This is a genomic window from Streptomyces sp. NPDC002669 (assembly GCF_042889165.1).
GTDB lineage: Bacteria > Actinomycetota > Actinomycetes > Streptomycetales > Streptomycetaceae > Streptomyces.
In genome coordinates this window covers 19,767-40,217 of record NZ_JBIAQQ010000026.1, presented here as the reverse complement: position 1 = coordinate 40,217, position 20,451 = coordinate 19,767, and the positions used below count along the sequence as shown (strand labels likewise).

At 71.6% G+C, this 20,451-nt stretch carries 24 protein-coding genes; 7 read left to right on the top strand and 17 right to left on the bottom strand.

What is annotated here, in order from left to right; genetic code table 11:
• Nucleotides 1–221: 221 nt before the first annotated feature.
• Both ACFYW1_RS30410 and ACFYW1_RS30405 read right to left on the bottom strand, forming a co-directional pair.
• The gene (locus ACFYW1_RS30410; protein ID WP_148839554.1) at nt 222–434 is read right to left on the bottom strand and encodes a hypothetical protein; all 213 of its coding nucleotides are present in this window, start codon (nt 432–434) and stop codon (nt 222–224) included.
• Nucleotides 435–872: 438 nt separating this feature from the next.
• Complete coding sequence (locus tag ACFYW1_RS30405; RefSeq protein ID WP_148839552.1) at nt 873–1,154, bottom strand: acylphosphatase; 282 nt, start codon at nt 1,152–1,154, stop codon at nt 873–875.
• A gap of 145 nt (nt 1,155–1,299) precedes the next feature.
• Between ACFYW1_RS30405 and ACFYW1_RS30400 the strand changes: the two genes are divergently transcribed.
• Both ACFYW1_RS30400 and ACFYW1_RS30395 read left to right on the top strand, forming a co-directional pair.
• Nucleotides 1,300–2,217, top strand: a complete 918-nt coding sequence (locus ACFYW1_RS30400) for a CAP domain-containing protein (protein ID WP_389000425.1) — start codon at nt 1,300–1,302, stop codon at nt 2,215–2,217.
• A gap of 112 nt (nt 2,218–2,329) precedes the next feature.
• A complete protein-coding gene (locus ACFYW1_RS30395) occupies nt 2,330–2,725 on the top strand; it encodes a winged helix-turn-helix transcriptional regulator (protein WP_389000227.1) in 396 nt (131 codons plus the stop codon).
• A 6-nt stretch (nt 2,726–2,731) separates the two neighbouring features.
• Here the strand turns inward: ACFYW1_RS30395 and mutM are convergent, their stop codons facing one another.
• The 9 genes from mutM to ACFYW1_RS30350 form a co-directional block, all read right to left on the bottom strand.
• Nucleotides 2,732–3,589, bottom strand: a complete 858-nt coding sequence (mutM, locus tag ACFYW1_RS30390) for a bifunctional DNA-formamidopyrimidine glycosylase/DNA-(apurinic or apyrimidinic site) lyase (RefSeq protein WP_389000224.1) — start codon at nt 3,587–3,589, stop codon at nt 2,732–2,734.
• Nucleotides 3,590–3,722: 133 nt separating this feature from the next.
• Nucleotides 3,723–4,547, bottom strand: a complete 825-nt coding sequence (rnc, locus tag ACFYW1_RS30385) for a ribonuclease III (RefSeq protein WP_389000221.1) — start codon at nt 4,545–4,547, stop codon at nt 3,723–3,725.
• Between the two features lie 19 nt (nt 4,548–4,566).
• On the bottom strand, nt 4,567–4,740 hold the full coding sequence (gene rpmF / locus ACFYW1_RS30380) for a 50S ribosomal protein L32 (protein WP_003965982.1): 174 nt from the start codon (nt 4,738–4,740) through the stop codon (nt 4,567–4,569).
• Between the two features lie 2 nt (nt 4,741–4,742).
• Nucleotides 4,743–5,405, bottom strand: a complete 663-nt coding sequence (locus ACFYW1_RS30375; RefSeq protein ID WP_389000218.1) for a YceD family protein — start codon at nt 5,403–5,405, stop codon at nt 4,743–4,745.
• A 184-nt stretch (nt 5,406–5,589) separates the two neighbouring features.
• The gene (locus ACFYW1_RS30370; RefSeq protein ID WP_389000215.1) at nt 5,590–6,684 is read right to left on the bottom strand and encodes a cell division initiation protein; all 1,095 of its coding nucleotides are present in this window, start codon (nt 6,682–6,684) and stop codon (nt 5,590–5,592) included.
• Nucleotides 6,685–6,779: 95 nt separating this feature from the next.
• A complete protein-coding gene (gene coaD / locus ACFYW1_RS30365; protein WP_389000422.1) occupies nt 6,780–7,262 on the bottom strand; it encodes a pantetheine-phosphate adenylyltransferase in 483 nt (160 codons plus the stop codon).
• 26 nt (nt 7,263–7,288) lie between these two features.
• On the bottom strand, nt 7,289–7,873 hold the full coding sequence (gene rsmD / locus ACFYW1_RS30360) for a 16S rRNA (guanine(966)-N(2))-methyltransferase RsmD (RefSeq protein WP_389000212.1): 585 nt from the start codon (nt 7,871–7,873) through the stop codon (nt 7,289–7,291).
• 117 nt (nt 7,874–7,990) lie between these two features.
• Entirely contained in the window at nt 7,991–10,210 is a 2,220-nt protein-coding gene (recG, locus tag ACFYW1_RS30355) for an ATP-dependent DNA helicase RecG (protein ID WP_389000209.1), read from the bottom strand.
• A gap of 51 nt (nt 10,211–10,261) precedes the next feature.
• Complete coding sequence (locus ACFYW1_RS30350; protein ID WP_389000206.1) at nt 10,262–11,890, bottom strand: DAK2 domain-containing protein; 1,629 nt, start codon at nt 11,888–11,890, stop codon at nt 10,262–10,264.
• 257 nt (nt 11,891–12,147) lie between these two features.
• Here ACFYW1_RS30350 and rpmB point away from each other — a divergent pair, with 257 nt between their 5' ends.
• Entirely contained in the window at nt 12,148–12,333 is a 186-nt protein-coding gene (gene rpmB, locus ACFYW1_RS30345; protein ID WP_030928661.1) for a 50S ribosomal protein L28, read from the top strand.
• A 124-nt stretch (nt 12,334–12,457) separates the two neighbouring features.
• Here rpmB and thiD read toward each other — a convergent pair whose 3' ends face one another.
• Together thiD and ACFYW1_RS30335 are read right to left on the bottom strand one after the other, a co-directional pair.
• A complete protein-coding gene (gene thiD, locus ACFYW1_RS30340; RefSeq protein ID WP_389000203.1) occupies nt 12,458–13,264 on the bottom strand; it encodes a bifunctional hydroxymethylpyrimidine kinase/phosphomethylpyrimidine kinase in 807 nt (268 codons plus the stop codon).
• A gap of 10 nt (nt 13,265–13,274) precedes the next feature.
• Entirely contained in the window at nt 13,275–14,246 is a 972-nt protein-coding gene (locus ACFYW1_RS30335; RefSeq protein ID WP_148839535.1) for a thiamine-phosphate kinase, read from the bottom strand.
• 322 nt (nt 14,247–14,568) lie between these two features.
• On the opposite strand from ACFYW1_RS30335, the gene ACFYW1_RS30330 reads away from it, so the two are divergent.
• On the top strand, nt 14,569–14,802 hold the full coding sequence (locus ACFYW1_RS30330; RefSeq protein ID WP_148839534.1) for an Lrp/AsnC family transcriptional regulator: 234 nt from the start codon (nt 14,569–14,571) through the stop codon (nt 14,800–14,802).
• A gap of 20 nt (nt 14,803–14,822) precedes the next feature.
• Nucleotides 14,823–15,305, top strand: a complete 483-nt coding sequence (locus tag ACFYW1_RS30325; RefSeq protein WP_389000199.1) for a DUF3515 domain-containing protein — start codon at nt 14,823–14,825, stop codon at nt 15,303–15,305.
• Between the two features lie 49 nt (nt 15,306–15,354).
• Here ACFYW1_RS30325 and ACFYW1_RS30320 read toward each other — a convergent pair whose 3' ends face one another.
• The 3 genes from ACFYW1_RS30320 to ACFYW1_RS30310 all read right to left on the bottom strand — a co-directional run bounded on the left by ACFYW1_RS30320 (nt 15,355) and on the right by ACFYW1_RS30310 (nt 18,425).
• Nucleotides 15,355–16,512: a D-alanine--D-alanine ligase family protein gene (locus ACFYW1_RS30320; protein ID WP_389000196.1), complete on the bottom strand. Its 1,158-nt coding sequence runs from the start codon at nt 16,510–16,512 to the stop codon at nt 15,355–15,357.
• Nucleotides 16,513–16,665: 153 nt separating this feature from the next.
• A complete protein-coding gene (locus ACFYW1_RS30315) occupies nt 16,666–17,676 on the bottom strand; it encodes an NAD(P)H-dependent glycerol-3-phosphate dehydrogenase (RefSeq protein WP_389000193.1) in 1,011 nt (336 codons plus the stop codon).
• Nucleotides 17,673–18,425, bottom strand: coding sequence for a 1-acyl-sn-glycerol-3-phosphate acyltransferase (locus ACFYW1_RS30310; RefSeq protein ID WP_148839530.1), 753 nt, complete (start codon nt 18,423–18,425; stop codon nt 17,673–17,675). The genes ACFYW1_RS30315 and ACFYW1_RS30310 overlap by 4 nt, the downstream gene beginning before the upstream one ends.
• Nucleotides 18,426–18,591: 166 nt before the next feature.
• Between ACFYW1_RS30310 and cofC the strand changes: the two genes are divergently transcribed.
• Together cofC and ACFYW1_RS30300 are read left to right on the top strand one after the other, a co-directional pair.
• Entirely contained in the window at nt 18,592–19,275 is a 684-nt protein-coding gene (gene cofC / locus ACFYW1_RS30305; protein WP_389000419.1) for a 2-phospho-L-lactate guanylyltransferase, read from the top strand.
• 77 nt (nt 19,276–19,352) lie between these two features.
• Nucleotides 19,353–19,556 carry a hypothetical protein gene (locus tag ACFYW1_RS30300; RefSeq protein WP_283854264.1) on the top strand — a complete coding sequence of 68 codons (204 nt, stop codon included), beginning with the start codon at nt 19,353–19,355 and terminating at the stop codon, nt 19,554–19,556.
• Nucleotides 19,557–19,641: 85 nt separating this feature from the next.
• Here ACFYW1_RS30300 and ACFYW1_RS30295 read toward each other — a convergent pair whose 3' ends face one another.
• Nucleotides 19,642–20,310 (bottom strand): HU family DNA-binding protein, encoded by a 669-nt coding sequence (locus tag ACFYW1_RS30295; RefSeq protein WP_389000189.1) that lies wholly within the window; start codon nt 20,308–20,310, stop codon nt 19,642–19,644.
• Between the last annotated feature and the right edge of the window lie 141 nt (nt 20,311–20,451).

The window sequence follows — 20,451 nt, the reverse complement described above, 5'->3', positions numbered from 1 at the left end:
AGAAGGGACGCCGAAGCGCCCCTTGCAAATCTTGTTCGTGTTGCAGCGTGCGCGGTGTTGCCGGTGCGCGGTTTCCTTGCTGCGGCTGCGCATGACGGATCAAGGACATGTCACGGGCGTGACAGATCAAGAACAGCGATCTCCGATGATCCGGCGACGATCCGGATGATGGTCTCGGACGGCTGACGCGTACGGCCCGACCGGCCCCTGGGGGCCATCGGTCAGGTCAGCGCCGGCTCCGCCTGAGGGACGTCGATGTCGATGCTGTCGAGCAGCGACTCTTGGTGCTGGGCGGCGGCGTTCAGCGCGTCGTTCTCGCCCTGGATCCGTACGAGCTCGGATTCGAGGTCCTGGACGCGCTGCTGGAGCCGTCGCATCTCGGCGAGGAGTCGCGGGTCGGAACCGCCGACGTAACCGAGAAGCGCCTTTGCCATGATGGATGGTCCTCCACACTGAGTGACCGACCGATGCGGTGTGGGTCGTGAGGGAATCGCACCCGCGGTGCTCGGCAGTGCATCTGTCATCACTGCTGTTCTGCTGCCAAACAGCCCTGCCGAACAGCTGAGGTGCGCGGGGATTTCAGAGTCTCACCAAAAAGTTTGACGGTCAACACGATCACGCCCCGTGGAGACGGGCGTCCCGGGGGCGCGCGGCTCGACGATCATGCGGCGCGTCTCTCCTGCGGGGCCCCGGGGGCGTGGAGATCATCCTTATCGCCGCAGCCTGGCACGCCGAGCGAAACTTGGCAACCACCCGGTCAATCCGCAGGTCATTTCATGTGTGCGGGGGTGCGAGCCCCGTCACACAACCCCCCGGCACGGGTCGAACACGGGCCGAACACGACGGCGCCCGCAGCCCGGAACGGGCCCGTGTCAGCGGATCGCGAAGCCCTCGTAACCACCGCGCGGGGTGTCCCATATCTCAGTGACGCCGTCCACGCGGCCGGGTGTGTCGTCCGAACGCAGCCACTCCAGCAGGCGGTGGCAGTTCTCCCGTCGCCCCTCGGCGACGACCTGCACCCTGCCGTCGTCGAGGTTGAGGGCGAAGCCGGTGAGGCCGCCGATCTCCAGCGCGTTCGCCCGGGTGAACCAGCGGAACCCCACCCGCTGCACCCGGCCGCGCACCCACACGGTGAGTCGTACGTCTTCGTTCATGTCCGAACGCTAACGGTCCAATTACCCCCGGAGCACATCTAGGTCACAGGCCATGGCGTACAGTCCCGTCGCAATGACCTCACTCGTTCGGGTGAAGAACGTCGACGTCGGAAGTGGCGTCCAGACCGTCGGAAGGGCCCAGCAGATGGGACGCCACAGCCGCTCCGCCGCAGTTACCGCCGCCGAGAACGGCGACGCCCGGTCCCGCGGCCACCGCAGGAAGCGTTCCGCGAGCCCCCTCCGTACCGGAATGGTCGGCGTCTCCGCGGCGCTCGCCGTGGGAGCCGTGGCAATGAGCTCGGGGCTGCTGCCCGGCGGGGGCGACACCTACACGATCGGCGGCGGGCCCTCCGACCAGGTGCGCACGGACGGGGACCCGGACCTGCTGGTCCAGGGCGGTACCGCCTCCGCCCCGGCCGATCGCGGCACCTCGTCCGGCCAGTCCGGTCGCGGCGTCGACCGCTCCGGCAGCCCGAAGAAGGCGGAGTCCTCCACTCCGTCCGCCTTCCCCTCCACGACGCCGAGCGCGTCCGAGCGGTCCGACGACAAGGCCGAGTCGTCCCGGGCGGCCGAGGCCGCCGAGGCCAAGGCATCGCGGAGCTCCGCACCCGCCGCCGGGAAGTCCTCGGCCGCTCCGAAGAGCTCCGCCTCCGCCCCGGCCGCCCGCAGGTCCATGGCCCCGGCCTCCTCCTCCGCGCAGGCCGCCGTGCTCTCGCTGGTCAACCAGGAGCGCGCGAAGGTCGGCTGCAGCCCGCTGACCGCCAGCTCCTCGCTCGCCTCCCTCGCCCAGGACTTCAGCCGGGACATGGCCGCCCGGGACTTCTTCGACCACACGGACCCCGACGGCCGATCCCCCTGGGACCGGGCGTCGAAGGCCGGCGTGAAGGGCCTCGCCGCCGAGAACATAGCCCGCGGCCAGGCCGACGCGCAGGCCGTGATGGAGGCATGGATGGACAGCCCGGGGCACCGGGCCAACATTCTCAACTGCGACTACAAGACCCTCGGCGTCGGCGTGCACCAGGGCTCCGGCGGCCCCTGGTGGACCCAGGAGTTCGGCTTCTGACCGTCGCCCCGCACGCCGCTCCTCCTCCGGTCCCGGACACGGCCCGGCCGGGCACTCACCGAGGGAAAGCGCACTCGGGTGGTGAGCGCCGTGCGGGCGTACGCTGGCCGGCATGGATCAGAACACCCCGTCGGCCGAGTCGCCCTTCGACGTGTTCTCCCGGCAGTGCCCCTCGCGCGGCACGCTGGAGCACGTCACCGGACGCTGGGGCGCCCTGACCCTGGGAGCACTGTACGAGAGCGGCTTCCGGTTCAACGAGCTCCGGCGCCGCGTCGACGGGGTGAGCGAGAAGATGCTCTCCCAGACCCTGCGGGCCCTGGAGCGGGACGGCCTGGTGCACCGCGAGGCCCGGCCGGCCAATCCGCCGCGCGTCGACTACGAGCTGACGCCCCTGGGCCGGCAGGTGGCCGAGCGGCTGCTCGAACTGATCCAGTTCGTCGAGGGCCGGATGCCCGAGGTGCTCCGGGCCCGCGACCAGTACGACGGAGCCCACCCCGAGAAGGGCTGAGGCGCGTCAGGCCCGGCGCGGCGGTCGCTGGCAGCGCGGGCAGAAGTAGCTGGAGCGGTTCATCCACGGGCGGCGGCGGATCGGCGTGCCGCAGCGGCGGCAGGGCTCGTCCTCCCGTCCGTAGGCGTCCAGCGAGCGGTCGAAGTAGCCGGACTCGCCGTTCACGTTGACGTAGAGGCTGTCGAAGCTGGTGCCGCCCTGGTCGAGCGCCGCGTTCATCACGTCGCGGGCGTGGCCGAGCAGTTCCGCCGCCTTGGGCCGGGTGAGGGTGGCGGTCGGCCGGTCGTAGTGCAGCGCTGTGCGCCAGAGCGCCTCGTCCGCGTAGATGTTGCCGACGCCGCTGATCAGCGTCTGGTCGAGCAGGGCGCGCTTGACGGTCGTCCGGCGCGCGCGCAGGGCCGTGTGGAAGGCCGCGTCGTCGAAGGCCGGGTCCAGCGGGTCGCGGGCGATGTGCGCGATGGTGTCGGGCAGCCCGTCGGGAGTGTTCTCGTGGAGCGAGAGCCCGCCGAAGGTCCGCTGGTCGACGAAGCGGAGCTCGGTGCCGAGGGAGTCGTCGAAGCGGATCCGGACGCGCAGGTGCTTCTCGTCGGGTGCGTCCCGGGGCTGTACGAGGAGCTGACCGCTCATGCCGAGGTGGCCGAGGAGCGAGCCGGCCCCTTCGTCCAGCGGTACCCAGAGGTACTTGCCGCGGCGCATGGCCGTCCCGAGGCGGACGCCGCCGAGCCGGGCCGCGAAATCCGCGCCGCCCGCGAGGTGGCGCCGGACCGCACGGGGGTGCAGCACCTCGACGTCGGCGACGGTGCGGCCGGTCACCCAGCGCTCCAGACCGCGCCGTACGACTTCGACCTCGGGCAGCTCGGGCACGGTGGCGCTCCTGGTTGGACGGCCTGACGGGATGGTGAAGGAAGGGGCCCGGGGAAAAGGGCTCCTGGGGAAAGCGCACGTTTCCGGGCAGGAAGAGCCCCCCGGTGCACGGGGGCACCGAGGGGCTTCCGGGTCAGGCCGGAGCGACGTCCGTGGACGGCGACGGGTCGGCAGAGGTGTCGGCGGCCCCTCCGTCGGCAGCGGCCTTCGCCGCGTCCTCCCGTGCCTGTGCGGCGGCGCTGATCTCGCGCCAGGCGGACTCCGCCGCCTGCTGCTCCGCTTCCTTCTTGCTACGGCCGGTGCCGGTGCCGTACGAGACACCACCGACGCGAGCGGCAGCAGTAAAGGTCTTCTCGTGGTCCGGGCCGGTCTCCGTGACGAGGTACTCGGGGACTCCGAGGCTCTCGCTCGCGGTGAGCTCCTGGAGACTGGTCTTCCAGTCCAGGCCGGCGCCGAGGTTCGAGGACCTGTCGATCAGCGGGTCGAAGAGCCGGTGGACCAGCTCCGAGGCCGCGCTGAGGCCCTGATCGAGATAGACCGCGCCGATCACCGCTTCGAGGGTGTCGGCGAGGATGGATGCCTTGTCCCTGCCCCCCGTGCCCTCTTCACCCCGGCCGAGCCGGATGAAGGAGCCGAGTTCGAGGCCGCGGCCCACTTCCGCAAGCGCACGCGAGTTGACCACCGCGGCCCGCAACTTGGCCAGCTGGCCTTCGGGCAGGTCGGGGTGGGTGCGGTACAGCGTGTCCGTGACCACCAGGCCGAGCACCGAGTCCCCGAGGAACTCCAGCCGCTCGTTGGTGGGCAGACCGCCGTTCTCGTACGCGTACGAACGGTGGGTCAGCGCACGCACCAGAAGGGCGGTCTCGAGTTGATACCCGAGCCGCCCTTCCAGAAGCGTGTGGGACGAGGCTGTGTTGACGTTGTCTGCCTTCTTCTTGGCGTTGGACAACTCAGACATCGGGCCTCTCACCAGCCGCTCAGACCTCGAGGACCTGGCGCTTGTTGTACGTGCCGCAGCTGGGGCACGCGATGTGCTGCAGCTTCGGCTCCTGGCAACGCTCGCACGAAACCAGGGTGGGGACCGCAGCCTTCCACTGCGACCGGCGGTGGCGCGTGTTGCTGCGCGACATCTTCCGCTTCGGAACAGCCACGGCTACTTCTCCTGCTTCTCGTCGACGCCCGCATCGGCGCCGCCCATGTTGTCCTTCTCGCCGTCCTGAACGGTGTCGGCGAGTCCTTGCAATGCCGCCCAACGAATGTCGACGGCGTCGTGGTGATGACCGGGATTCTCGTCCAGCCTGATTCCGCATTCGGAACACAGACCGGCACAGGACTCCCGGCACACCGGCTGCATCGGCAGTGCGAGCACCACCGCATCGCGCAGCACTGGTTCGAGGTCGAACAGGCCGTCCTCGATGAAGAGCCTGTCCTCGTCGTCCTCGGCGTCGTCGGCCGGTTCCGCCTTGGCGCGGCCCCGGTCATCGGCGTCAGGGTACGAGAACATCTCCTGGAAGTCCGCAGCGACCTCTTGGTGCAGCGGCTCCAGACACCTTACGCACTCCCCCTCGGCGGCCGCACGGGCGGTGCCTGTGACGAGCACCCCTTCCATGACCGATTCGAGCCGGAGGTCCAGCTCCACGGGCGCGCCTTCCGGTACGCCGATGACCCCGTCGATGCCGAGGTCCGCGGGAGCGTCCACCGAGCGGGTCAGCCGCTGGAGGGCACCGGGACGCCGACCCAGCTCGTGCGTATCGAACACGAGGGGGTTTCGGTGGTCGAGGTGGCCGTTCAGGGCTTTTCCTGCTTTCGAGATCATGTGCAACACGCGTCGTGGGAAGGCCGACCGGCTTCGGAGTCGAAGCGGGCAGCCGGGATCGCGGACATACGCGCGACCGAAGAGCCAGGATACTGGACGTGTCGCCCAGCTCCCAATCGGGCCGCCGGGCCCGACCGGGCCGGACCTGCGGGCGGGCGCCAGGCTCCCGCTCCGGCGCCGCCGGTCAGCGTTCCTGCTCGTACCTGCGGAGCTGGTCCAGGTCGATCATGCTGGTGTCGAACAGGCTGGTCTCGTCGAGGGCGCTCTCGCCCTGCGGGAGCGCCTGCTGGGGCTGCGCGGGCGGCTGCTGCCAGTCCCCGTACCCCTGCACCGGCACCTGGGTCTGGTCCTGGCCGTAGCCCTGCTGCTGATAGGCGGCGTACGGGTCCGGCTGCTGCTGGTAGCCGTAGACGTCCTGCTGCGGCTGGTCCTGGTACGCGTACGTCTCCGCGTAGCCGGGCTGCTGTACGGGCATCTGCGGCACCTGCGTCTGTGCCGGGAAGTGCGACGGGGCCTGCTGGTGCACCGGCTGCGGCTCGGGGGTGGCCAGCTCGGCGAGGCCGGCCCAGTGGTCCTCGTCGCTCACGCGCACCTGGTTGCCCGCCGCGTCCTGGGCCGCCACGTGCGCGCCGAGGTCGTCGGTGGGGATCCGGCCGTGCAGCTTCTGCCGGCCGCGGCCGACCGCCTCCAGGGTCTTGGCGAGCACGGCCTCGAAGGCGCCGAGCTTGGTGTCCACGTACTCGTCCGCCCGGCTGCGCAGTATGTCCGGGTCGGTGCTGCGCTCGGGGGCCTCGGCGAAGTCCGGGTCCTCGCGGCCCTGCTCGTCGAAGGGGTGGCCGCGGCCGAGGAGCTTCTCGCGGCCCCGGTCGACGGAGCCGATGGTCTTGGTGAGGACGACCTCGAAGTTGGCGAGCTTGCTGTCGACGTACTCGTCCGCCTCGGAGCGGACCTCGGCGGCCTCCCGGCGGGCCTCGTCGAGGATGCGGTCGGCCTCGCCCTGCGCCTGCCTGGCGATCTCGGTCCCGGTGATCAGCGAGGTGCGTTCGGCGTGCGCGGCCTCGATGATCCGCTCCGCCTCACGGCGGGCCTGCTCGGCCAGTTGCTCCTGGCCGCCGATGAGCTCCTGGGCCTGGGCGAGCGAGCCCGGCAGGGCCTGGCGCACCTCCTCCAGCATCGCGAGCAGTTCGGCGCGGTTGACCACGCACGAAGCCGACATGGGCATCGACCGGGCACTCCCGACCGCCTCGACGATCTCGTCGAGCTTCTTCTGCACGTCCACCGTGTGCTCGCCACTCTCTACAGCCGATTGGAGACGGACGGGACGACTGTACGGCCAGTCGGCGCCCGCCCGACACCTGCTGATGGGCCGTCAGGTCAGCGGTCCCGGGCGAGCCGCTCGGTGAGGGCCTCCTGGACCACCGGGGGGAGCAGGTGGGAGACGTCGCCGCCCCAGGTGGCAACCTCCTTGACCAGGGAGGACGACAGGAAGCTGTAGGTGGGATTGGTGGGCACGAAGAGGGTCTCGACGCCCGAGAGGCCGTTGTTCATCTGGGCCATCTGGAGCTCGTAGTCGAAGTCGCTCACGGCCCGAAGCCCCTTGACGATCGCCGGGATGTCGCGCTGCTTGCAGAAGTCGACCAGGAGACCGTGGAACGCCTCGACCTGGACGTTGCCGAACTCCGAGGTGACGCGGCGGATCAGGTCGATCCGCTCGTCGACCGTGAACAGGCCCTTCTTGGACTGGTTGATCATCACCGCGACGTGCACGACGTCGTACAGCTTCGAGGCGCGGCCAATGATGTCGAGATGTCCGTTGGTGATGGGGTCGAACGACCCCGGGCAGACGGCGCGGCGCAACTTGATTCCCTCGCTCTCCGGTCCGGTCATCGTGCGTCTTCGCACGTAGAGGCGGCGCGACCGTACCAAAGCGTTCCTTCGCCGTAACGACGGGCCCGCAACGCTTCGAATCCCTCGGGCCAGCCGAATTCTCCGCCCCTGGTGCTGCGTTCCACGGTGACGAGCGCGTCCTCCGTGAGCCACCCCTGAGCACGGAGTGTGAGCAGTATCTCGCCAAGATCGTCGTCCGTGACGGCGTACGGCGGGTCGAGGAACACCACGTCGTACGGCTCGGCGGGCGCCGGGCCCGCGGCGACCTGTTCGGCCCGGCCGGTACGGACCTCGGCGCCGGGCAGGCCGAGGGTGCGGACGTTGTCCCGGACGGTGCGGACGGCCTTGGGGTCCGCCTCGACGAGCAGCGCGTGCGCCGCGCCCCGGGAGAGCGCCTCCAGGCCGACGGCGCCGGAGCCCGCGTACAGATCGGCGATCCGGACTCCCGCCAGGCTGCCCAGGAGGGCCTCCCAGGTGGAGAAGAGGCCCTCTCGCGCGCGGTCGGAGGTGGGGCGGGTGCCGGTGCCGGGCGGAACGGCCAGGCGGCGGCCGCCGGCCGAGCCGGCGATCACGCGGGTCATGGGTGTCTGGTCCTCGGTTCGTGGGTGGCCCGCAGGATGCCGCGGTGTGGTGCCACCCACGATATGGCGTCGGGCCGGATCGGGCCCGCGCACCCGGGCCTTCCCCGGCGGTGCCGGTCAGCCCTTGTCGAGGTACTGCTCGCGCTCCTTGTCGAGCAGGGCGTCCAGCGCGGTCCGCAGCTCGGGCAGGTGCTCCAGCCCCGGGTCGGCGGCGACGACCGCGACCGCCTCCTCGCGGGCGGCGGCGATGACCTCCTCGTCGTCGATGACGGTGAGCATCCGCAGCGAGGAGCGGACCCCGGACTGGGCCTGGCCGAGGACATCGCCCTCGCGGCGCTGTTCGAGGTCGATCCGGGAGAGCTCGAAGCCGTCGAGGGTGGCGGCGACGGCGGACAGCCGGGCGCGGGCCGGACTCGCCTCGTGCGCCTCGCTGACCAGGAGGCACAGGCCGGGGGCGGAGCCCCGGCCGACCCGGCCGCGCAGCTGGTGCAGCTGGGAGACGCCGAACCGGTCGGCGTCCATGATCACCATGGCGGTGGCGTTGGGGACGTTGACCCCGACCTCGATGACGGTGGTGGCGACCAGGACGTCGACCTCGCCCGCGGCGAAGCGGCGCATCACGTCGTCCTTGTCCTCGGGCGCCATCCTGCCGTGCAGCACCTCGATGCGCAGACCGGCGAGGGGTCCCCCGGAGAGCTGTTCGGCGATCTCCAGGACGGCGAGCGGCGGGCGCTTCTCGCCGTCGCCCTCGGGTGCCTTCTTCCCCTTGCCGCCCGGCTCGTCCTCGTCGTCGCCGATGCGGGGGCAGACCACGTACGCCTGATGCCCCTTCTCCACCTCCTCCCGCACCCGTTCCCAGGCGCGGGCGAGGAAGTGCGGCTTGTCCTTGGCGGGCACGACATGGCTGGCGATCGGCGAGCGGCCGGCCGGGAGCTGGTCCAGCACGGAGGTCTCCAGGTCCCCGAAGACGGTCATGGCGACCGTGCGGGGAATGGGGGTGGCGGTCATCACCAGCAGATGCGGCGGCTGCTTCCCCTTGGAGCGCAGGGCGTCGCGCTGCTCCACGCCGAAGCGGTGCTGCTCGTCGACGACGACCAGGCCCAGATCGTGGAACTTCACCTTGTCCTCGATCAGGGCGTGGGTGCCGATCACGATCCCCGCCTCGCCCGTGACGAGATCGAGCAGCGCCTGACGACGGGCGGCCACGCCCATCGACCCGGTGAGCAGCACCACCTTCGTCCCTTGCTCGGAGCCGCCCAACATCCCGCCCTCGGCCAGCTCCCCCATCATCTCGGTGATGGATCTGTGGTGCTGCTGGGCGAGCACCTCGGTGGGCGCGAGCATGGCGGCCTGTCCGCCCGCGTCGACGACACCGAGCATCGCCCGCAGCGCGACCATGGTCTTCCCCGATCCGACTTCTCCCTGGAGCAGCCGGTGCATCGGGTGTTCGGTCGCGAGGTCGTCGAAGATCTCCTTGGAGACCTTCTGCTGCCCGTCGGTGAGGGTGAAGGGCAGTTTGGCGTCGAAGGCGTCGAGCAGGCCGCCGGGCCCGGGCCTGCGGGCCACGGCCGGGAGCTGGGTGTCGGCGTACCTGCGGCGGGCCAGCGCCACCTGGAGGACGAATGCCTCGTCCCACTTGAGCCGGTCCCTGGCCAGGGCGATGTCCGCCTTGGTCTGCGGGCGGTGGACCTTCAGCAGCGCCTCCGGGAGCGGGGCGAGGCCGCGGCCCTCGCGCAGCGCGGCCGGCAGCGGGTCGACGGCCTCCCGCGCGCTGGGCAGGACCGTGTCGACGGCCTTGGCGATCCGCCACGAGTCCAGTTGCTTGCAGGCCGGGTAGATCGGCAGCAGCCGCCCGGCGAAGGCGTCCACCGCCTCCCTGTCCCCGGTCCCGTCCCCGGCTCCTTCGCCAGGCCCGGTCTCCAGGAGCTGGTACGTGGGGTGGGCCAGCTGCATCTTCCGGTTGAAGACGGAGACCTTGCCGGCGAACATCGCCCGGCGGCCGGGCAGCAGCTCCTTGTGCGGCTTGTGGACGCCGTGGCCGAAGAAGACCAGCTGGAGGCGGCCGCTGCCGTCGGTGAGGGTCACCTCCAGGCGTCTGCCGCGGCCGTTGTTGAACGTCAGGACGCGGGCCTCGGCGACCTGGGCGACCACCGTCACGTGCTCGTCCAGCGGGAGGTCGGTCAGCGCCGTGAGCCGACCGCGCTCCTCGTAGCGCCGGGGGTAGTGGTGGAGCAGATCGCCGACCGTGTGCAGGTCGAGGTGGTCGGCCATCACCTTCGCGGTGGCTCCGCCGAGCAGCTTCTTGAGGGGTTCGTCGAACGCGGACACGCGATCCATTGCACACCACGCCACTGACAGCCGGCCGCCGGGCACGGCCCGGGACCGGGTCTACTCCACCCCGATGAGCAGCGGGGCGCTCCGGGGACCGCCCCGGTAGACCACCGTGTCCACCGCGAGGTGGCCCTCGCGCACGTGCTCCTCCAGCGCGTCGGCGAGGCTGTCGGGGACGCCCTCGCCCAGGACCAGGGTGACCAGTTCGCCGCCCGCCGCGAGCATCCGGTCCAGCACGGTCCGGGCGGTGTGCGGGACGTCCCCGCCGATGACCGCGACGTCGCCGTCGATCAGCCCCAGGACGTCCCCGGCCTGGCAGATGCCCGCCATGGTCCAGGACTGCCGTTCGGCGACGGCCAGTTCGGCGTAGCGGGTGGCGCCCGCGGCGGCGGTCATCGCCACCACGTCCTCGTCGAAGCTGCGGCCCGGTTCGTGGACGGCGAGGGCGGCGAGGCCCTGGACGGCGGCCCGGGTCGGGACCAGGGCGACCCGGACGCCTTCCGCGCGGGCCTGTTCGGCGGCCGCGGCGGCGGTGTGGCGCAGCTCCGCGTCGTTGGGCAGCAGGACCACCTCGCGGGCGTGCGCCCGGCGGATCGCGTCGACCAGTTCGCCGCTGGCGGGCGGTTCGCCGGGGCGGGCCAGGACCGTCGTGGCCCCGGCCTCCTTGCACAGGCCGCGCAGCCCGTCGCCGGGGACCACCACGACGACGGCGCGCTGCACGGGCTCGACGTGGGGGTGGGCCCGGTCCGCGCCGAAGTGGGTGATCCGGATCCGGTACGGGCGTCCCGCCTCGACGCCGGCCTCCACGGCGGCGCCCGCGTCGTCGACGTGCACATGGACGTTCCACAGTCCGTCGCCGCCGACCACCACGAGCGAGTCGCCGAGCGGGTCGAGCCGGGCCCGCAGCCGGTCCACCGCCTCGTCGGTGGCCTCCAGCAGGTAGATGACCTCGAAGGCGGGTCCGTCCGCGGGTCCGTCCGCCGCGCAGTCCTCCGGCACCGGGAGGGCCGGGGCGGGGGCGGGGAGCGCGGGTCCGGCGGCGGGCGGCCGTCCGCAGACCGCCTCGACGAGCGCCCCGAGCACCGTCACCAGTCCCCGCCCGCCGGCGTCCACGACGCCCGCCCGGCCGAGCACGGCGAGCTGGCCGGGGGTGGCGGCCAGGGCCGCCCGCGCCCCTTCGTACGCCGCCTGCGCGACCTCGGCGGTGGTGGCGTCGGCGGCGGTGCGCGCGGCGGCCGCCGCGGCTTCCGCGGCCACCGTCAGCACGGTGCCCTCGACGGGGTGGGCGACGGCCTGCCGGGCGGCGTCGGCCGCGGTGGCGAACGCCCGGCGCAGGTGGTCCGCGTCGTGCCCGACGGCCAGCACCTGCGCCGTCCCGCGCAGCAACTGGGCCAGGATCGTGCCGGAGTTCCCGCGGGCGCCGATCAGGGCGCCGTGCGCCATGGCCCGTACCGCATCGGCGGTGAGGGGGGTGGTGGTGCCGGTCTCGTGGGCGGCGAAGACGGCTTCGACGGCCTGGTTCGCGGACTCCACGGTCAGGTAGAGGTTGGTGCCGGTGTCCCCGTCGGCGACGGGGTAGACGTTGATCGCGTCGATCGCCGCCCGCTCCCGGCCCAGTGCCTCCAGGGCCAGTGAGCACCAGGCGCGCACCGCGACGGCGTCCATGTCGTCGGCGGTCTGCGGCACCTGTCGGTCCTCCTCGGAATCGGCCGTGGGCGGCCGGCTGCACCGCAGAGTAGTCCCGTGCGCGGGGTCCGGCGGGGACAGGGGCGGAACGGGGGCGGCGGAACCCATGGTAGTTTCGTTCTACCGACGCGGTCGTTGTATGCTGCTTCGGTTGCCCGACGAAAGTCGGGACATTTCCCCGGCACCGCCACTTCAGTCAACTGATTCCGGCGCGCCGGAATTCACTGTAAGTGCATCTGAAGTCTTTGGAGTGACCCGTGGCTGCCAACTGCGACGTCTGCGGCAAGGGGCCGGGCTTCGGCAACAACATTTCGCACTCGCACCGCCGTACGTCCCGTCGCTGGAACCCCAACATCCAGCGCGTGCGTGCCGTGGTCGGTCGGACGCCGAAGCGGCTCAACGTCTGCACCTCGTGCATCAAGGCCGGCAAGGTCGCGCGCTGACGTTCCCGTCGTAGCGCAGCCTTCCGGTTGCCCAAGAAGCCGGTCCACCCAGGTGGACCGGCTTCTTGCTGTGCCCCGGGACTCCCCGGGCGCGCCACGGGACTTCCGGCTTCCCCGGCACGGATCATCCGGTGCGGGTCCGCCAGCCGTGGTCGACGGGGCCGATGCCCGCGCCCAGCGGGAAGCCCGCCTCGATCGCGCCGGTGACGTACGCCTTCGCGCCCCGTACCGCCGTGGGCACGTCCTGGCCCAGGGCCAGTCCGCAGGCGATCGCGGAGGCGAGGGTGCAGCCGGTGCCGTGGGTGTGCCGGTTGTCGTGTCTCGGGGCGCGCAACCAGTGTTCCTCGGTGCCGTCCGTGAGCAGGTCGACGGGGTCGCCGGGCAGGTGGCCGCCCTTGACGACGACCCAGCGCGGCCCGAGGTCCAGCAGTGCGGCGGCGGCCCCGCGCATGTCCGCCTCGTCCCGGACGACGATGCCGGTGAGTTGGGCGACCTCGTCCAGGTTCGGGGTGGCGACCGTGGCGGTCGGCAGCAGTTTCGTGCGTACGGAGTCGAGCGCCTCGGCCGCCAGCAGCGGGTCGCCGTGCTTGGAGAGGCCGACCGGGTCGACGACGACGGGGGCGTCGGTGCCGGCGAGGAGTTCGGCCACGGTCTCCACGAGGACGGCCGAGGACAGCATGCCGGTCTTGACCGCCTGGACGCCGATGTCGTCCACCACACTGCGGTACTGGGCACGCACGGCCTCGGCGGGCAGTTCCCAGGCGCCCCGCACCCCCAGCGAGTTCTGGGCGGTGACGGCGGTGAGCACGCTCATTCCGTGCGTCCCGAGCGCCAGCATCGTCTTCAGGTCGGCCTGGATGCCCGCACCGCCGCCGGAGTCGGATCCGGCGACGGTGAGCACCCGGGCGGGTACGGCAGCAGACAGGGGCATGCGCCGAAATCTACTGGGCGTCCTCTATGCCCCCGAAATGGTCCCAGCCGCTCCTGCTGGTCCAGGGCGCCCCGTCGACCGTCACCTGGGGCAGCGCGGAGGGGTTGAGCACCTCGCCGATGACCTTCCAGCGGGCGGGCAGCTTCACGTCCGGCGGGAAGGTGGCGACGATCGCGTGGTCCTCTCCCCCGGTCAGCACCCACTGGAGCGGGTCGACGCCGACGGCCTGTCCGATGTCGGACATCTGCGAGGGGATGTCGATGAGTCCGGAGCGCAGGTCGATGCGGACCTTGCTGGCCTCGGCGATGTGCCCGAGGTCGGCGACGAGCCCGTCGCTCACGTCCGTCATCGCGGTGGCGCCGAGCCCGGCGGCGGCAGGGCCCGCGTGGTAGGGGGGTTCGGGGCGGCGGTGGGCCTCGACGAAGGCGCGGGGCGAGCGGAAGCCCCGGGAGAGCACGGCGTATCCGGCGGCGGACCAGCCGAGCCAGCCGGTGACGGCGACGACGTCGCCGGGCTGGGCGCCGGCCCGGGTGACCGGTTCGTGGTTGCGCAGGTCGCCGAGCGCGGTGATCGAGACGGTGATCGTCTCGCCGCGCACCACGTCGCCGCCGACCACCGCGGCGCCCGCGACCTGGCATTCGTCACGCAGGCCGTCCATCAGCTCGCCGGCCCAGGTGACCGGGAGTTCGGCGGGGACGACCAGGCCGAGCAGCAGCGCGGTGGGCACCGCGCCCATGGCGGCGATGTCGGCGAGGTTCTGGGCGGCCGCCTTGCGGCCGACGTCGTACGCCGTCGACCAGTCGCGGCGGAAGTGCTGCCCCTCCAGCAGGATGTCCGTACTGGCCACGACCCTGCGGTCGGGGGCGGTCACGACCGCGGCGTCGTCGCCGGGGCCGAGCCGTACCGCCGGAGTGGTGGTGAGCCGGGCGGTGAGCTCCCTGATGAGCCCGAACTCCCCCAACTCGCCCACGGTTCCCTTCACCGAGTCTCACCTCTCATCTATCGCGCCGGATGGTCGTCCGGGCTGCTTCGGCGGCCGGCGGTCCCCATCACGGACCGGCCGGCATGGTGGGGAGCAGTCTGCACCGCTCGTCACCGGCATGCCTGTTCCCCCTTCCGGCCCGCCGTGGTCTCGGTCGCGGGCCGTCACTGCTGTCGGTACTGTCAAGAGATACGTCAATCCGTGTCCTGCGCACGCCACGCGGTGGGCGTCAACCACCCACAGGTCTCCCCGCGGTACGCGGCAACGCGATAACGTGGCGTCTCTTTCCCCACATGATCCTCGTCGCCGCCCTGGAGGTTCCGTGGTACAGGCGTACATCCTCATTCAGACCGAGGTGGGCAAGGCGTCGACCGTCGCCGAGACCATCTCCGCAATTCCGGGAGTGATCCAGGCGGAGGACGTGACAGGCCCCTACGACGTGATCGTCCGCGCGCAGGCCGACACGGTCGACGAACTGGGCCGCATGGTGGTCGCCAAGGTCCAGCAGGTGGAAGGCATCACCCGAACCCTGACCTGCCCGGTCGTTCATCTGTAGTCCCCGTCTACGCTGGGCCGGTGACATCATCGCGCCGGCTCCGCCACCCCGTGTTCCTCGGTCCGTCCGTCGCCGCGTTGCTGCTGGCCGCGGCGGGCTGTTCCTCCTCGGGCGCGGCGGTGTCGGTCACAGTGCCCTCCCCTCCCCCGGAAGCCGCAGCCTACTGCCGCGCGCTGCACGGGGAACTGCCGGAGACCGTCGCCGGGCACGACCGCGGGGACACCGGGCCGAAATCCGAACTGACCGCCGAGTGGGGGGACGGAGCGATCGTACTGCGCTGCGGCGTCCCCCGGCCCGCGAAGATGGACGACCCCATGGCCAAGGGGACCGAGGCGAACGGCGTCAACTGGCTGCTGGAGCAGGCGGAGGGCGCCGGTCCGCGTTTCACGACGACCTATCGCAAGGCGTACGTCGAGGTGAGCCTGTCCGCCCGGTACGCGCACGACGCGAGTCCGCTGGCCGCGTTCGGCCCGGCCGTCGCGAAGACGGTTCCCGGCCTGTAGGGCGTGCGCCGCCGTCGCGGGGCGCACGCCCTGGGGCACGGTCCGGCGCTCAGCGCAGGCCGGTCGACCGCCTCAGCGCGGCCTGGATCAGCCGGTCCACCAGCTCCGGGTAGCTCACACCACTCTCCTGCCACATCCGCGGGTACATGGAGATCGGCGTGAAGCCGGGCAGGGTGTTGACTTCGTTGATCACGAAGGTGCCGTCCTCGGTGAGGAAGAAGTCGGCACGGACCAGTCCCTCGCAGGACACGGCGTCGAAGGCATCGATCGCGAGGCGCTGGACCTCGGCCGTCTGCTCCTCGGTGAGCGGGGCGGGCACGATCCCGGAGGCCGAGTCGATGTACTTGGCCTCGAAGTCGTAGAAGTCGTGTGCGGTCACCGGCGGGATCTCGGCGGGCACGCTGGCGCGCGGCCCGTCCTCGAACTCCAGCACCCCGCACTCGATCTCGCGGCCCCGCAGCAGCGACTCGACGAGGAACTTCGGGTCGTGGCGGCGGGCCTCCTCGATCGCCTCGTCGAGCCCGGACGGGTCGTCGACCTTGGTGATGCCGATGGAGGAGCCGGCCCGGGAGGGCTTGATGAAGAGCGGCCAGCCGTGCTCGCCGGCGAAGTCCACGATGCGCGCGCGGGCCCCGGCGGGGTCCTTGTCCCATTCCCGGGGGCGCACCACGAGGTACGGGCCGACCGGCAGGCCGAAGGAGATGAAGACCCGCTTCATGTACTCCTTGTCCTGGCCGACCGCCGAGGCGAGGACCCCGGCGCCGACGTAGGGCACTCCGGACAGTTCCAGGAGCCCCTGGAGGGTGCCGTCCTCGCCGTACGGGCCGTGCAGCACGGGAAAGACGACGTCCACCTCGCCGAGTGCCTTGGGGACCGAGCCGGGCTCGCTGTACACCACTTCACGGCTGCCGGGGTCGACGGAGAGCACCACGGCGCCCTCGGCGGACTCGGCCAGTTGGGCCACTTCGGGCATCTTCCGGTCCGTGATGGCCATGCGTTCGGGTTCGTCGGCGGTGAGCGCCCAGCGGCCGTCGGTCGTGATGCCGATCGGCAGGACGTCGTACTTGGTCCGGTCGATGGCGTTCAGGACGGCGCCGGCCGTGACGACCGAGATGCCGTGTTCGGAGCTGCGGCCGCCGAACACGACGGCCACGCGCGGCTTGCGGAGCTGCCGCTCCGGGCTCTGGGGGAGGTTCTCGCTGCTCATATCGGGTTGAGCGTACCTGCTGGTACCCCCTGCGTCAGCGCGGCCGGGTCCGCCGGAACGGTGACCGCGGACGTTCACCGCTCCGGCCCTCCGCGGCCGGTTCCGGAGCCCGTCGGACGGCCCACCGGCCGAGGGGACCGCCCGAGCGGGATCTCAGCGCCGCTCGGGCTTCGCGCTGCGCGACATCAGCTCGGCCAGCGCGACCATCGGCGGCTTGCCCTCGTGGACGATGCCGACGACCGTCTCGGTGATGGGCATGTCGACGCCGTGCCGGCGCGCCAGATCGAGCACCGACTCGCAGGACTTGACGCCCTCGGCGGTCTGCTTGGTGACGGCGATGGTCTCCTGGAGCGTCATGCCGCGGCCGAGGTTGGTGCCGAAGGTGTGGTTGCGCGACAGCGGCGAGGAGCAGGTCGCCACCAGGTCGCCCAGGCCCGCCAGTCCGGAGAAGGTCAACGGGTCGGCGCCCATGGCGAGGCCGAGGCGGGTCGTCTCGGCGAGGCCCCGGGTGATGAGCGAGCCCTTGGCGTTGTCACCGAGGCCCATGCCGTCGGCGATGCCGACCGCGAGGCCGATGACGTTCTTGACCGCGCCGCCGAGTTCGCAGCCGACCACGTCGGTGTTGGTGTACGGGCGGAAGTACGGGGTGTGGCAGGCGGCCTGGAGGCGCCGGGCCACGGACTCGTCCTGGCAGGCGACGACGGCCGCCGCGGGGCGGCGTTCGGCGATCTCCTTGGCCAGGTTGGGTCCGGTGATGACGGCGATCCGGTCCGCGGAGACCTTGGTGACGTCCTCGATGACCTCGCTCATCCGCTTCGCGGTGCCGAGTTCGACGCCCTTCATCATCGAGACGAGGACGGTGTCGGAGCCCAGGTGCGGGGCCCAGTCGGCGAGGTTGGCGCGCAGGGTCTGCGAAGGCACCACGAGCACGGCGAAGTCGGCGCCGTCCAGCGCCTCGGCGGCGTCGGTGGTGGCCCGGAGCGACGCGGGGAGTTCGATGCCCGGCAGGTAGTCCGGGTTGGTACGGGTGGTGTTGACGGCCTCGGCGATCTCGGCGCGGCGGCCCCAGAGGGTGACCTCGCAGCCGGCGTCGGCGAGGACCACGCCGAAGGCCGTGCCCCATGAGCCCGTTCCGAAGACGGCCGCCTTCGCGGGGTGCGTCACTTGGTTCCCTTTCCCTCGGCCTTGCGCCGCTGTTCCGCGCGGGCCCTGCGGTGGTCGTACGGCTGTGCCGGGGCCTTCTCGCCCCGCACGATCTCCAGCTGCTCGGTCACCGCGGCCATGATGACCTCGGTCGCCTCGCGCAGCACCTCGGGCGTGGGCTGCAGGTCGTAGAACCGGGAGAGGTCGACGGGCGGTCCCGCCTGCACCTGGAGGGTCTTGCGGGGGAAGAACCGGAACTTGTCCGTCTTGGCGTACGGCGGCATCGCCAGGTTGGCGCCCCACTGGGCGACCGGGATGACCGGGACCTTCGTCAGCAGCGCGACGCGGGCCGCGCCGGTCTTGCCGGCCATCGGCCACATGTCGGGGTCGCGGGTGAGGGTGCCCTCCGGGTAGAAGGCGACGCATTCGCCGCGCTCGATGGCGTCGACGGCGGCCCGGAAGGCGTCCAGCGCGTTGGTCGTCTCGCGGTACACGGGAATCTGTCCGGTGCCGCGCAGCATCATTCCGACGAAGGGCGTCTTGAAGAGGGCCGCCTTGGCCAGGAGCCGGGGCACCCGCCCGGTGTTGTACTGGAAATGTGCGTAGGAGAGCGGGTCCAGGTAAGAGTTGTGGTTGACCGCCGTGATGAATCCGCCGTCGGCCGGAATGTGCTCCATTCCCCGCCAGTCACGCTTGAACAGAACCACCAGCGGCGGTTTTGCGATGACCGCCGCCAGGCGGTACCAGAAGCCGATTCTGCGGCGGGACACTCGGACACCTTCCTCTAAGGACCTGAACTCTGCCTGGCTACCGACGGTCAAGTCTCGCCCCAGGCCCCTGCTCTGTCGAGAACACCGTACGCCCCGGTTTCGGGACCGTCCCTCCGGGTTCTCGCGCAGCAGGCGAGAATAGGCTGCGAAGCGCACCGAGGGGGAGATCGCCACGAACACCGACCCGACCGGTCCCTGGTCCCTGGTCGTCCCGTTGAAGCCCTTGGCCCGGGCCAAGAGCAGGCTGGCGCCCGCGACGGGGGACGCGCTGCGTCCGCGACTCGCCCTCGCCTTCGCCCGGGACACCGTGGCAGCCGCCCTGTCCTGCCCGGCGGTGCTGGATGTGGTGGTGGTCACGGACGACGCGGAGGCCGGGGCCGCGCTCACCGCGCTCGGCGCGCGCGTCGTGCCCGACGAGCCCGACCGCGGGCTCAACGCCGCGCTGGCGCACGGCGCGCGCACGGTACGGGCCCGGCGGCCCCGGGCCGCCCTCGCCGCGCTCAACGCCGATCTCCCGGCCCTGCGTCCCGGGGAATTGGCCCGGGTGCTCAATTACTCCGCCGAATTCCCGCGAACATTTGTGACGGATGCGGCGGGAATCGGCACAACATTTCTGTCGGCCGCGCCCGGGGTGGAATTGTGCCCGGCTTTCGGCGGCCCTTCCCGGGGCCGGCATCTGGACTCCGGGGCGGTGGAGGCCGACCTGACCGGTATCGATTCGGTCCGCCAGGACGTGGACACCGGCGCGGATCTGCGGGCCGCGCTGGCCCTGGGCGTCGGCCCGCACACGGCGGAACACACCGCGGAACACCTGGACGCGGGAATCCGCCGGGCCGTGCCGCGGCGGTAGCGCCGCCCTTCCGGGGACGCGCCCCGGGCGCCCGTACCGGACCGGTCGCCCCGCCCCGGGCCGCTAGGCTGCCGTCCATGCAGGCGACCTCGTACACGTACGACCCCGAGACCCGCACCGGCAGCGTGCTGCTCGACGACGGCACCCCGGTGGAGTTCGACGCCCGGGCCTTCGACGCCGGCGGGCTGCTGCTGCTGCGGCCGGGGCAGCGGGTGCGGATCGAGGGCAGCGGCGAGGGTGCGGACCTGCGGATCACCCTGGTGACCCTGCAGACGTTCTGAAGGCCGCGTCCACGACAGCCCGCGGGCCGGGCTCCCCCGAGGGGAGCCCGGCCCGGTGCGTGTGAGCGCTCTGTGCTGCTCGGTCTCACTTCTTCCGTGCGGTGGCCTTCTTGGCCGTGGTCTTGCGCGCCGTGGTCTTCTTCGCGGGCGCCTTCTTCGCCGTGGCCTTCTTGGCGGGGGCGGTCTTGGCGGCGGTGGTCTTCTTCGTCGCCGTCTTCTTCGCCGCCGCGGCGGTGGTCTTCTTCGTGGCCGTGGCCTTCTTGGCCGCCGGGGTGGCCTTCTTCGCCGTGGTCTTCTTCGCCGCCGTGGTCTTCTTCGCGGCGGTCACGGTCTTCTTGGCTGCGGCCTTCTTCGCCGTGGCCTTCTTGGCGGCGGCCTTCTTCGCCGCGGCCTTGGTCGTCGTGCGGGTGGAAGCACCGCCCGAGAGGCTGCCCTTGGGCGCCTTCTTCACGGCCACCTCGCCGCCCTTGGGGAGCTTCTTCGAGCCGCTCACCAGGTCCTTGAAGCCCTGTCCCGCACGGAAGCGGGGAACCGAGGTCTTCTTGACCCGCACGCGCTCACCCGTCTGCGGGTTGCGGGCGTACCGGGCCGGGCGGTCGACCTTCTCGAACGAGCCGAAGCCCGTGACCGAGACACGGTCCCCCGCGACAACCGCACGGACGATCGCGTCGAGCACCGCGTCGACGGCGTCGGCGGCCTGCTGACGGCCTCCGACCTTGTCGGCAATCGCTTCTACGAGCTGCGCCTTGTTCACGTCTTCCCCTTCGGAGACATTGCCAGAACGAAAGTGTTCAAGCGTTTTCGCACGTTAGGCAGATATATACCGCAAATCAAACACGAAACGGGCTAATCACCCTAGTGCCGCAACGAAGTCGACCGCTGCGTCGTTCCGCAG

Coding starts and splice junctions, on each gene's coding strand:
- ACFYW1_RS30400 (WP_389000425.1), top strand. CDS start 1,300: ATGGGACGCCACAGCCGCTCCGCCGCAGTTACCGCCGCCGAGAACGGC.
- ACFYW1_RS30405 (WP_148839552.1), bottom strand. CDS start 1,154: ATGAACGAAGACGTACGACTCACCGTGTGGGTGCGCGGCCGGGTGCAG.
- rsmD (WP_389000212.1), bottom strand. CDS start 7,873: ATGACCCGCGTGATCGCCGGCTCGGCCGGCGGCCGCCGCCTGGCCGTT.
- recG (WP_389000209.1), bottom strand. CDS start 10,210: ATGGATCGCGTGTCCGCGTTCGACGAACCCCTCAAGAAGCTGCTCGGC.
- ACFYW1_RS30300 (WP_283854264.1), top strand. CDS start 19,353: ATGCAGGCGACCTCGTACACGTACGACCCCGAGACCCGCACCGGCAGC.
- ACFYW1_RS30375 (WP_389000218.1), bottom strand. CDS start 5,405: ATGATCTCGAAAGCAGGAAAAGCCCTGAACGGCCACCTCGACCACCGA.
- thiD (WP_389000203.1), bottom strand. CDS start 13,264: ATGCCCCTGTCTGCTGCCGTACCCGCCCGGGTGCTCACCGTCGCCGGA.
- rnc (WP_389000221.1), bottom strand. CDS start 4,547: ATGTCTGAGTTGTCCAACGCCAAGAAGAAGGCAGACAACGTCAACACA.
- ACFYW1_RS30395 (WP_389000227.1), top strand. CDS start 2,330: ATGGATCAGAACACCCCGTCGGCCGAGTCGCCCTTCGACGTGTTCTCC.
- ACFYW1_RS30320 (WP_389000196.1), bottom strand. CDS start 16,512: ATGAGCAGCGAGAACCTCCCCCAGAGCCCGGAGCGGCAGCTCCGCAAG.
- ACFYW1_RS30410 (WP_148839554.1), bottom strand. CDS start 434: ATGGCAAAGGCGCTTCTCGGTTACGTCGGCGGTTCCGACCCGCGACTC.